Origin of the sequence: Kaistella sp., from assembly GCF_041824135.1 — a bacterium.
In the GTDB taxonomy this organism is placed as follows: domain Bacteria; phylum Bacteroidota; class Bacteroidia; order Flavobacteriales; family Weeksellaceae; genus Kaistella.
Genome location: NZ_JBGZYM010000002.1, coordinates 1 through 12,893, shown reverse-complemented (window position 1 = coordinate 12,893; position 12,893 = coordinate 1). Strand labels below are relative to the sequence as shown.

General features: G+C 35.3%; 8 protein-coding genes. All 8 read left to right on the top strand.

Features of this window, described 5'->3' with window-relative positions; translation table 11 throughout:
* The first annotated feature begins 170 nt into the window (after positions 1-170).
* The 8 genes from ACEYOS_RS00110 to ACEYOS_RS00075 all read left to right on the top strand — a co-directional run bounded on the left by ACEYOS_RS00110 (position 171) and on the right by ACEYOS_RS00075 (position 12,690).
* On the top strand, positions 171-3,272 hold the full coding sequence (locus ACEYOS_RS00110; protein WP_373708812.1) for a T9SS type A sorting domain-containing protein: 3,102 nt from the start codon (positions 171-173) through the stop codon (positions 3,270-3,272).
* Between the two features lie 81 nt (positions 3,273-3,353).
* Positions 3,354-4,430: an arginase family protein gene (locus ACEYOS_RS00105; protein WP_373708813.1), complete on the top strand. Its 1,077-nt coding sequence runs from the start codon at positions 3,354-3,356 to the stop codon at positions 4,428-4,430.
* Positions 4,431-4,492: 62 nt separating this feature from the next.
* Positions 4,493-6,031 carry a hypothetical protein gene (locus ACEYOS_RS00100; protein ID WP_373708814.1) on the top strand — a complete coding sequence of 513 codons (1,539 nt, stop codon included), beginning with the start codon at positions 4,493-4,495 and terminating at the stop codon, positions 6,029-6,031.
* 5 nt (positions 6,032-6,036) lie between these two features.
* Positions 6,037-7,026 (top strand): glycosyltransferase family 2 protein, encoded by a 990-nt coding sequence (locus tag ACEYOS_RS00095; protein WP_373708815.1) that lies wholly within the window; start codon positions 6,037-6,039, stop codon positions 7,024-7,026.
* Between the two features lie 16 nt (positions 7,027-7,042).
* A complete protein-coding gene (locus ACEYOS_RS00090) occupies positions 7,043-8,173 on the top strand; it encodes an EpsG family protein (protein WP_373708816.1) in 1,131 nt (376 codons plus the stop codon).
* A gap of 5 nt (positions 8,174-8,178) precedes the next feature.
* Positions 8,179-9,300, top strand: coding sequence for a glycosyltransferase family 4 protein (locus ACEYOS_RS00085; protein WP_373708817.1), 1,122 nt, complete (start codon positions 8,179-8,181; stop codon positions 9,298-9,300).
* A 35-nt stretch (positions 9,301-9,335) separates the two neighbouring features.
* The gene (locus ACEYOS_RS00080) at positions 9,336-10,205 is read left to right on the top strand and encodes a polysaccharide biosynthesis/export family protein (RefSeq protein WP_373708818.1); all 870 of its coding nucleotides are present in this window, start codon (positions 9,336-9,338) and stop codon (positions 10,203-10,205) included.
* Position 10,206: 1 nt separating this feature from the next.
* Positions 10,207-12,690, top strand: a complete 2,484-nt coding sequence (locus ACEYOS_RS00075) for a polysaccharide biosynthesis tyrosine autokinase (protein WP_373708819.1) — start codon at positions 10,207-10,209, stop codon at positions 12,688-12,690.
* The last annotated feature ends 203 nt before the right edge of the window (positions 12,691-12,893 follow it).

Sequence of the window (12,893 nt, the reverse complement as noted above, 5' to 3'; positions counted from 1 at the left end):
GGTTAGATATTTTAAAATTGTAAAAAATTAAACAGCGATTTTTTTTCAAAATTTGGTTTGTAATATCATATATCTTACTAAATTTGGCGTTACACAAAAAGAAAAAAAAACAAATATAAAACACACAAAAGATGTTAAAAAAATTATAAATTTTATATAATTTTTTTAATATGATTAAATATCAACTGTTAGCGTATTGTTTTTTTGCTAATTTTCTCTATTCTCAAACGGTTATTGGTGCTAAGGCGCCCAATAGCTATATTTACGATTTAGAACTTGCAAATACCAATAATTATGGCGGAATAGAAATTCCGGTATTGAAAGCGTATGAGATGTGGGCGAATTACGAATATTTGAGATCCGATGGAATGTCGACTCCTATACCTGCGGGAGTTCAAACTGCCTCTTTGTATTGGGAAGATACGCCCGGACTTATTCAAAATATTAGTATAGTTTCTAATGCTGACCCTTCGAAATCTTCAATTAAAGTTCATATTAATAAGGGACGGGGGAAGGGAAACGCTGTTGTGGCCTTCAAAGTAAATGAAATCATTTATTGGAGTTGGCATATTTGGGTTACTGATAATCCTGAAAATGGGGTAGATTATACACAGGGGTTTGAAACAGACATAGATGGCAATCCAATTAGTGTTAAGTATATGGATCGAAATCTTGGAGCTACAAGTAATAGCTTTTTGGACAATCAGTGGCAGAAATCTGGTGGATTAATGTACGAATGGGGAAGGAAAGATCCTTTTCCTCCTTTAGTTTACAAAGATTCTTATTTCTATGAAATTTCTGGTGAAGTTGGGGTTTTAAAGCATAAACAGATTGATCCTCTTAATACAATTCCAGTGAAGGTAAGACCCTTCGATGAAATTGAGAAAAACATCAAGTATTCGGTTAACAACCCAATTACTTATATCATTAACACAGATAATACTGGAAACTGGTTTTCCAGCAGCAGATATAAAGTAGCCGGCGTGAGTCCGGATTACATTACCTGGGATCTGTGGTCAGATAATGCGAAAGGTGGAAACAGCAACGCAAGTAGTTCTAATACGACGTTGAAAAATGAAAGCAGGTCTTATGAATTAAAATCAGAACTAGATCCTTGTCCAAATGGCTGGAGGATTCCATCGTACTATGGCCGGGAAACGATGAACAACAGTTTATCTATTTTCGGACGGAAATATAGTGGTGTAAATGATGATGCCAATATTAATGCACGCCAAATTTTCCCCAATGCTATAAATCAGTATCTTGATGGAATCAAAGTTTATCCTGGTTTAGGCATGAACTTTACGAATGCTCAAGGAGGCAGTAGGAATGTAGGAAACATTCCTGTTTCTGGTGGTTATGTTTACTATCCAAATTCAAGTGCTCCAAATGCTCCCGTCGGGATTATTTTCCAGGATGACTTTGCAAATAATGGATTGTGGAGTTCAACTTTTGCATATGATGGCGTACGTATTTTTTCAATGATTTCAGATGCTTTTAGAACAACCACAAACGTAGGATTACATGCAATTTATAATAATGAAACAAATCCTAGTAAAGCTGGTAATGCAGTAAAATGTATGAGGGATCCTAATCTCTTGAAAATTGGAAATTTTGCAACGCAGTATTTTAGCGCCGAAAAAGAAGATTTTAAAGAGGGATTGGATAGTCCTAATTCTTATGTGATTCTTGACCAGAGAACTATAGAAATCCCTATCAGTAAAGCATATTCTGTTTATAATCAATATCTTTCAGATCACGATATGTTGCCAGCAGATAACTTGCAGGCAAAAGTATTTTGGACAACCAATAAAAATTTAGTGTCAGATGTATCAATTCAAGCAAATTCCGGAGATATTAGAAATTCGGTAATCGTTGTCAAGACAATGAGTGGTGAAACGGGAAACGCAGTTATTTCATTACACAATGGCAATATAGATAGTCCAGCTCTTTGGAGTTGGCATATTTGGGCGCCAACCAACGACCCCACATTAAATTCGATCAGTTATCTTACAGAAACGCCAATTGCAACATCTTATAATTTTATAAATCCTACAACGAGTAAAATGCCGCCAATGGTAACTGTTTTCATGGATAGAAATCTGGGAGCGGAAAGTAATTTATTAGAATCGGGCAAAGCAAATGGGCTTCATTATCAGTGGGGCAGAAAAGATCCGCTGCCAGTATTTCCAGAAGGTAGTTCGAAAGTAATTTATAACTCTGGCGCAAATACTTCGAAATTAGATCCAGTTGCAGCATTTAAAGGAAAAGTCAGTAATTATACTGATACAAGTAGTAATGATTATATAAAATATCATACCGTTTCTTATGAAAACTATGGTTCTGATAATTCTATAAAATATAAAAGAGAGAGAGAAAATATCCTTTATTCAGTTCAAAATCCGCTGAAGTTTTTATATCAATCCGGTATCGGGAATTTGTATAATGGTGGAAATCACTATGGTAATGATTTAACAAAAGTAAGAGATTGGGTTTCAAATGAGCGAGCTGGCTCTGCTGACAGATGGGGGCATGCTGATAAAAAATCTCCATTTGATCCTTGTCCGGAAGGATGGCGAGTGCCAGATGTTACTTTTACTAATCTATATACTGGATCCAAAGGTAATTCTCCGTGGTACAACGGATACAGAAATGATGCTTATGGTAAATCAGGAGTCATTCAGGATCAGTGGCATGATGTTGGAAATTTTTATTCAGGAGTTGTTGGAAATTCTGGTTGGAAATTCGAAAACTCTACCTTCCCGATAGGAAACTTCCCTAAGGATGGAATTCGTGGTGAAATTGGAGAAAATCAAACTACTTTTGATCGATCTGGTGTTTGGACAGCTTCTATGGCGGATTATAATACCGGTTACGCTCTAGCCATGCAATTTGAAGGACCACAGATGCAAACTGGCACTGCGGTTTATCCGCAAGCAGGAATGTCTGTAAGATGTGCTAAAGATGAAAAAAGGTTACTTGGAGTTCATGCTACTCAAGGCAACGGAGGAACGCTCAACCCTTCTGAAGTTGTAGAACAGGCGAAAAACAAACAGGTAGAGTTGTACCCAAATCCATTCAAAGAGCAATTTAATATTAAAAGCAAAGATGCTCAAACGGTAGAACTTTATGATCTAAGTGGAAAGTTAGTATTGAAAGCCAATATTGAAGGTGGAAGTGTTAATGCAGGAAAACTTACAAATGGAATCTATATTGTGAAAATTATAATGAAAGATCAGTCATTCGTTACTAAAAAAATAATCAAACAATAGTTTTTATTCGATTAAATGATGAAAGCATCGCCGTTTGGTGGTGCTTTTTTTTTACTTTTGTGACTAACATTAATCTCTACTATGAACCTCGAAGATATTCTGATTTTACCAAGACCAATCCAGACTGAAAAATGGCAACTTGGCCATACTATATTGAATGAAATACAGGAAAATGCAATCGTTCTTGTTTTTTGCTCTGATTATCGTGGGATTGAAAACGGCGACGCTGAAATTCTAGATTTTAAAAAAGTAAGAAATGAACTGTACCGACTTTCAAAATTAGATTTCGAAATTCCAGTTTGCGATTTGGGAGATTTAATTTCAGGTAAATCACATCAGGATACGCATTATATTTTACAGGAAGTTTTATCGGCTTGCCATACTAAAAATGCGATTCCAGTAATTATTGGTGGAAGCAACGATTTGGCGTTTTCGTTGTTCTCAGCTTTAGATTTTCATCAGAAAAATAATAATTATACTCAAATCTCCAATCTTATTTCTTTAGCAAATGATGGCGAGGAATTGACCGAGAAGAATTTCTTATCGAGAATTCTCAGTTCAAAAAAATTTAGTATTAAAAACTATCATCATTTGGGTTACCAAAAACATTTAAATGAAATGGATTCGGTGAAACTGATGAAAGAAGTAGAGTTTGATGTTGTGCGTCTGGCAGAATTAATGAACACGACCGAAAAAACAGAACCGTTTTTCCGACATGCCGATTTAGTGACTTTAAATTGTGATGCGGTTGAAAGTATGGGCGATGGTTTCTCCGTGAATCCTCAGGTAAATGGATTGAACAAAAGAGAGATCTGTGCGTATATGAAGGAAATCGGATTAAGCCAAAAATTGAAATCAGTGGGCATTTTTAATTTTAACGCTAATTCTCGTCATTTTCTGAATCACCAACTGTTAGCACAAATGATCTGGCATTTGATTGAGGGCATCAATATTCAGAAATCTCATCCGGCAGAAAGATCCTATGAAACGTATTGGTTGATGATCGATGATAACAAGTACGCCTTTCAGCGGGAGACTTTTAGTGATCTTTGGTATTTTGGCGCTGATGAAAATGAAGAGGATTTAATTCCATGTTCGTTATCGGATTATGAAGCGGCAAAAAGAGGATTTATGAATCCTCGTCTCCTAAAAATCTAAGGTAATTTTTTGCAAATTTCAGGATAGATTAAAATTCTTATTTTTGACGCTTAAATACACTAATGAAAACCGTTCTATCAAAGATTTTCAACACTCCTTTTTTGCTGATTTTGCTTGCCGTTTTGGTGAAGATTCCTTTGTTTTTTACCAAGAACATTCAGGAGGATTCTTTTATCACTTGGCGTGTTGCCCGAAATTTGGTGCAATACTGCGTAATTGGGTTTAATGGAGATGAACGGATCTCTGCGTCTACCACCCATTTTTATGTTTTTATAACGGCGTTCTTTCAGCTGATTTTTGGTGACAATTTCATTTATCCATTACTCACTTTTTCGGGAATTCTTTTTGCAATCGGATCATGGTGGTTAGCAAAAATATTGTTTCCTATCGATGTGATGAAGCGTGGTTTGTTCGTTCTGCTGCTCAATATTACGCCGCCCGCTTTAACGGCTTCCTTTCTCGGGATGGAGTACGGGATCTTGTTTTTCCTTTATAATGGTTTAATTTATTTCGGACTTTTTAAAAGTAGAAAATGGGCTTATTTCCTCTTTCCAATACTTTTGCTTTGGACCAGAGTTGATACCGTTATTTTTCTCGGAATTTTCTTTTTAGCAGATTTGTATTTAAAGCGAAAAATTAATTTCGTTTATATTTTAGGGGGAATCATTGGTATAGTGACTGTGGTTGGATTTAATTATCTGTATTTCGGAGAGATTGTAAATCATACGATTACGGCCAAGAAAATCGCCTACAAAAATTTAATTAAAGATAATACTACGCAACATCTTCTGTATCAATGGGCGTATTACGGTGGGCTGATTAAGAAATATGGAATTTACACGTTCTTGCTCTTTGTTGCATTTCTGAGTTTTCTGGGTTTTGCAGTTTTCAAAATAATAAAAGATAAGAAAGTTGGAATGCAAAAGACCAAAGTTGTTTTGGTTTTAATTCTTGTTTTTGCTCTGGCGAAAATCACTATTTTTTCTTTGTTCAAAGCCTATTTTGATTGGTATTACTGGCTCCCCAGAGTTTTCCTTTTCGCTATAGTATTGTACTATTTTTTAAATGTCAATAATTGGAAAAAGAAAAGTGTTCTTGTCGGAATTGTTCTTGTGTTTATTGCCTCTTATTTTTTACAGATGATTCAATCGTATACAATCGGTTATATGGAAGAACGCCAGCGAATGACTATTGCTGCAGATATTAATAAAGATGAGGTTGGTCTGGAAAAATCAATTTTACTGGAGCCAGCGGGAATTATTCCGTTTTATACGCAACTTTATACGTATGATGAGGTTGGCTTGGTGAATGAAAGAATCAATGATGAAATGCTAAATGACGAAAATTATTGGTGGATTAATTCGGTCAATAGATTTCATCCTGATTATATTTTAACTATTGCAAAAAAAGCTGGAGGAGCTGAAGGTTTTTATAAGATTAAACCAGCGGATCAAGTTCAGTTTAATGATGATTACGAATTGGTGAAAACTTATCCAATTGCGAAAATTCACGATAATGCGCCACAAATGTTAAAATGGATTTATCAATTAAGACCGATTGGAAAAGATTATTATCTCTATAAAAGACGGACAAATCTTTAAAAGTCATGATTAAAGTTTCCATTATTGTTCCCGTTTATCAGGTAGAAAAATACCTTAGAAAATGTTTAGATTCATTGGTGAATCAGACTTTGGCGGAAATCGAGATCCTGATCATTAATGATGGAAGTCCTGATCAATCACAAGTGATCATTGATGAATTTCAGCAAAAATATCCCTTAAAAATAAAATCATTCATCAAAGAAAATGGTGGTTTAAGCGAGGCTCGAAATTTTGGATTATATAGAGCAATCGGGGAGTTTATTGGTTTTGTAGACAGTGATGATGAAGTTTCTAAAATCATGTTTGAAGAAATGTATTCTTTAGCCATCAAGCATCAAGCGGAAATGGTAATTTGCAATATTCAGAAAGTGGATGAACAAGGAAATGTTACACAAAAATTAACGCAAATTCCAAATATGCCGGAGAAAATAGATCTTCGTGAGAATTTTTCTGTCTTTGCTGATCTTTCGTATTTTGCCTGTAACAAAATTTTTAAACGAGAACTTTTCGAAAATAAAAGATTTAAAAAAGGAATTCATTTTGAAGATATTCAGTTGATTCCGCAATTATTATTGCAGTGTAAAACAATCGCTCAAACTCAAAATTATCATTACCAATATTTAGAACGCACGGATTCTATTACAAAAACACACACCCGAAAAGGTTTGGATATTTTAACCGCCGTAGAGGAGGTGAATCTTTCCTTCCATCAGTCGCAGTATTCCGATAAGAAACAGGAATTGAAAAATTTTAATATTTTGGAAGGTGTTTACACGTATTTGGCGTACCTGGCATTTGTAAAAGAAGAAGATACTTTTACAGAGATGAATAAAGCACTCAATACTTTTACAACAAAGCATCAGATCACAAAAAGAGAAATATTATTCCATCAACGATTCGAAAAGAATTATCTCTTATCTTTGCCTTTAAAGAAGAAAATTTATTATTTCCTTTGTTTTACGGGACTCAATCAATTTATAAGGAAATTACTATAAAAACAGAATTTTATTGATGCCAATTCTACATCCTATTTTCATTATAATTTTTCTGTTTCTTGCATTTGCGAGTTATTGGGAAATTTTTAGGTTAGAGAAGAAGCAAAGCATTTTTGTTTGGATTGCCGGGATTTTAATCGTTGGTGCGGTCGGTTTCCGACTCAATGCAGGTGCAGATTACCCAATTTACAAGATGCTTTTTTCTGGATTTGCAATCTATACCTCTTACGGTGACGTTTTTGACAAAGCACTTTTTCGGTCCAATGCTGAAGAAATCGAATGGATTTTCGTGCTGATCAACAAACTGGTTTTCGATTTCGGTTTTCCTTTTTACATCGTTACTTTCATTATGGCACTCATTGCGGTGTCGCTTAAGTTTACAGCAATTTACAAGAATGTTGCTTTTCCGACTTTGGCTTTAATGTTCTACTTCATGCCGATTATGTTTTTTGAGGATTCAGGGCAGATGAGACAGGGATTAGGAATTGCTGTTTGTGTAGCTTCTTTTAAATTCATTAAAGATCGAAATCTGTTCATGTTCCTTTTATGTATGTACATCGCCTTAGGATTTCACAAAACATCGATTATTTTTTTGCCTGCATATTGGATTGTTAAAATTCCGTTGAACAGTAAGCGAATTTTTTGGATATTGGTAGTTGCGCTGCTGTCTTCTCCTTTTGAATTGTATCGATTGGGTGGTGGAATCTTTGGTTCTATCGCCCCGGATGATCTTTCTGGTGCTTACACAGGTTATTTGGATGATCGATATTATGGAACCGAAGTAGAGACAGGCCTTAATGATATTGTGAAATTATTTTTCATTGGGATTTTAATTAAATACGATAAAGAAGCCTGTGACGAAGTTTGGTGGTATGAATACATGCGTAATTTGGCTGTTTTTGGCATTGCTTTATTTTATTTCTTCCGATCCAATCAAATTTTTGCGATACGACTTCCGGGTGCTTACATGTTTTTTGTAACCATGTTTTGCATGACCAGTATTGTGTACGCTGTGAAAGGTCGCGCAAGGCAAATTCTCTATTTAGGATTTATGACGTATTTTGTCGCCATGTTTTTCTACTTCGGGAAAGGAAATGGCGATAAAGGTGGCTTTTCATCCGATAGATATACTAACGCACTTTGGTAAGTACCATGAATGAAATAGTTAAAGACGGTTTAGAATATTTTGGAATTTCACTTTTCTATGCAAAGTTGATACTGGGCATGTTGTTTTCATTCGCCTTGACTTTTTTTACTATTCCGACCATTGTTAAAATATCTAGAAGGAAAAACTTAATGGATGAGCCTGGGCTCCGAAGTTCTCACCTCCGAAAAATACCCAATCTTGGTGGGATTGCGATCTTCTATTCGCTGGCAGTATGTGCTTCTATTTTCGCCTTTGAACTATTCGAACTGTATAAATTCTTATTCGCATCGTTGGTGATCTTGCTATACATCGGAGTTATGGATGATATTGTGGTGATGCGTGCCTACAAAAAACTTTTAGCACAAATTGTCGTAACCGCTTTGATGGTTCTTGGCTCAGATGTTCGGATTAGAAGTTTGTTTGGAGTTTTGGGGATTTATGAACTTAACTACACGTTCAGCGTTATTTTCAGCATGTTTACGTTTATCGCTTTGATAAATGCCTTCAATCTCATCGATGGTATTGACGGACTGTCGGGTGGATATTCAATAATTTGTAGCGCTTTATTTGGGATTAGTTATTTTCGTTTGGGTGAATTTAACTATCCTTTAGTTGTTTTGTCTGCAATTATTATAGGCTCTGTGATTGGATTTTTATATTATAATCTTTCTCATTATAGAAATAATAAGGTTTTTATGGGAGACACTGGTTCTATGATTTTAGGTTTTCTGCTTGCTTTCACAGCCATTTGTTTTATAGATATTTTCATCGATAAAAAACTTCCCGAAATTCCAAGATATTATTTACAAGCCGCTCCCGCAGTTACTGTTGCCATTCTTATCCTTCCTATTGTAGATACGTTGAATGTGATCATTATTCGAATATTGCAGAGGACCTCTGTATTTGCAGCTGATCAAAACCATATTCATCATTCGCTTTTAAAACTAGGATTAACACACCGTCGATCTACCGTATATATTCTCACCTATTATTTGCTCGTTGTTGCGGTGGCTTATTACTTTAGACATATCAATGTTAACTTATTGCTTCTCGTTGTGTTGAGTTTAGGATTTATAGGCGCGTATATCCCGCGAATCATTTTATTGAGAAGAAAAGAAACTAATTAATTATTTGTTATTTTTGCAAAACTACATAACTACTGATGAAAATATTTAAACCAGCTTTACTGCTTATTTTACCTTTTTTACTTTTTTCGTGCATCTCTAGTAAAGATGTTCGGTATATGCAGCCCAACGAGAGTTTGGTGATTAATGAAGAAGGATTGGTTCCGTATAATGTGCCGATTTATCGCATTACTAAAAATGATATTCTCACTCTTAATATTGTCACTACACCGCAAGGTGATGCCGCACAATTCTACTCCGCACTCAATGCATCTTCTGCAAACGATGCTAAGCAAGGCGGCAGCGCTACACCGGGTGGAAATATGAATGTTTCTAACCAAGGTAAAGGACAAGCAGGAAATACAACCATCTATTTTAATGGATTAAAGGTCGATTCCAATGGTGATGTCAATGTTTTCGGAATTGGCTACATCAAAGCTGAAGGCAGGACAATAGAGGATATGACCAAAGAAATTCAGCAAAAAGTAAATGAGAATTTTGTGGATGGTAAATCGGAAGTTCGCTTAAATACAGATGGAATCACTTATTATATTTTAGGAGATGTTGAGACAGTAGAAATCAGCGGTGAGAAGAAAGCACATAAAAATACCTTAACAATTACCGAAGCCTTAGCAGTCAATGGAGGTCTTAACCGAACTGTTGATCGTACCAACATTGTAATTCATAGAAAACTTCCTGAAGGAATAAAAATCGCCAAAATAGATTTAACCCGCGAAGATGTAATGAATTCTCCTTATTATTGGGTACAAAATGGGGACGAAATCTTTCTTAATACCCGATCAAAAAATCTGAATGGATTTGGAAAAGACCCGATCCAAACTTTAACTACCGGAGTTTCTCTTGTGACCACCGCAATGACGATTTATTTACTTTTAACAAGATTGTAAGATGATACCGGGAAAAGAAAGCACAAATACGCCTGCAGCACAGGATAAAGTCGGATCATTCGCTATTTTCGATTTTGAATATTTTATCAGAAGACTTCTAAAAAATTGGTATTGGTTTGTACTAATGGCTGCCTTGGGATATGGCATTTCGTGGGTTTATAGCAAGTACTATGCGCAGCGAATCTATGCCTCAAACCTATCGTTAAGTATTTCCAATAGTACCGCAAGTTATTTCACACCAAACCAGTCAATCAATTTCATTTGGGGTCAAACCGGTAATCAGGACGGGGTTTATTTAAAGAAGATGCTACTCTCCAGGTCACATAATGAATATCTGGTGAAGCAACTTGATTTATACGTGAATTATGCAACCTCAGGATTAATTAAACAAACTTATCTGGATAAATATGATTCGCCAGTTTTTTTGGAGATAGATCGATCATCTTTGCAACAGGTTGAATATCCTATTACGCTTATTCCTAAAGGTGGTGACCGATACGAAGTAGTATTGCCTAAAGAAGGGCAGTCCCGTTCCCTTTACTCTTTTGAATTAGAGGGTTTCAAAACCGTTCCGAAGTACGTAAGACCTGAAAATAAAATCCTTGCACTGAATCAATGGTACACTTCGCCGAATTTAAAATTCAAGCTGATTAAAAATCCGCAGCCAAGTGAAATAAAGTTTGAAAATATCATAATATCACTTTCTACGGTTAACAATACCGTTAATAATTTGGTCAGCACGATTTCCGTTGAATTCGATAAAGAAATCAGCACCATCATGATGATCGGTAAAAAAGGATACAATCTCAATGGGACTGTTAACTTTTTGAATACTTCCGTTGCTGAACTGGAGAAGAAAAGATTGATTGATCGTAATGTTGTTGATAAAAATACTGATCAATATTTGATTGATAATCTTGGTAAGATTAGAAAAAAATTAGATTCCAGCGCTACTGTTTTAAATCAAATGAAAGTTTCAGAAGGGCTTTATGATATTAAAGATCGAGACGAAAAGTCATTGGAAAACATAAAGGCTTTGGATGCCAAGAAAGCAGATTTCCTTACGCGAATCAATTCTTTAAACACCATTAAAAATTCTTTAACTTCCCAAAATTTAGATCGAATGATCAGCACCAATTCTGCTGGAATCGAAGATGGGATGTTTAATGCTACAGTTGCGGAACTGAAGGTTTTATACGCAAAACGCCGAGAGCTCGCTTTAATTTATACGCCAAGTTCTGAGCCGATGCGGGAAATTAATCGATTGATCAACGAGGCAAGAACCAACTCGACCGGTTCACTTGGAAACTACTACAATACCTACGTTAATGAAATTTCTAAAATAGATCGCGAAATTGCGAGAGCAAATATAGATTTGGTTACTTACCCAGAAAAAGAGCGTAAGTATATGGACGCTGAGAGAGGATATAATATGATTGAAGCAACCTACAATGTTCTGTTATCTAAACAAAATGAAACTCAGATCAGAGTTGCGACCAATAAATCAGATATCAACGTAATTGACCCTGCTAAGAACTTGGGACAGGGACCAATTGCTCCAAATATTGCTAAAGTCAAATACATCATCATGGGTGGGCTTTTACTTTTACCATTGCTTCTTTTAGCTATTGGTCAGGTGCTCGACAGTAGAATTAGAAACATCAAAGAACTACTTCAAGCTACGAGAATTCCGCTTTTAGGTGTTATTGGAAAAAGTACGCACGATAACAATCTTACCGTTTTAGAACAGCCACGATCTTCAATTTCAGAAGCATTCCGTGGGATCAGAGCAAATCTTCGTTTTTTACACAAAGAAGATAATCAGTCTAAAGTTATCTTGGTAACCTCCTCCATTGGTGGCGAAGGAAAAACGTATGTTTCCATTAATATCGCCTCAGTTTTGGGTCTAAGTGGAAAGAAAACAATACTTTTAGGGATGGATCTCAGAAAACCAAAGATTTTTGGCGACTTTAAAATTAATAACCAATATGGGATTTCAAACTACCTAACAGGGGAAGTAGAAATGGCTCAGATTATCAATAAAACTTCAATTCCAGACCTTGATGTCGCTACATCTGGACCGATTCCTCCAAATCCATCAGAGTTATTGATGAGTGACCGAAACATTGCATTTATAAACGAGTTGAAGAATCATTACGATTTTATTATTATCGATTCGCCGCCGGTTGGCTTGGTCGCAGATTCATTTGAGCTGATGACTTATTCAGATGCAAGTATTTACGTTGTTCGTCATGAATATACCGAAAAACACATGCTGAAAATGATCACTGAGAAATACCACAGTCATGAGGTGAAAAATTTAGGACTGGTTTATAATGATTATCAAGCAGATCAGGGTTATGGGTACGGCTACGGTTATGGGTACGGCTATGGTTACGGTTATTTTGAGGAAGATGCCAATTATCAGGAACCAATGTTGATTAAAATTAGAAATAAAATCAGAAAAATATTTGAAAAAAATTAATTATTAAAGAACATTCACCGATAGAGTTTTATTTTCTTAAAATCATAAAAAGAATAATTCATCGTTTTGATAGCAAAAAATTATGCTTTTTTGATGGTATTTAACTAAAAATTAAGAATTTCTCTAAGGTAAAAATGTTTTATATTTGCAAAATTATTTATGAAAATTGATGTACAGTCATTCATGCAAAAAAAAGTGATCTA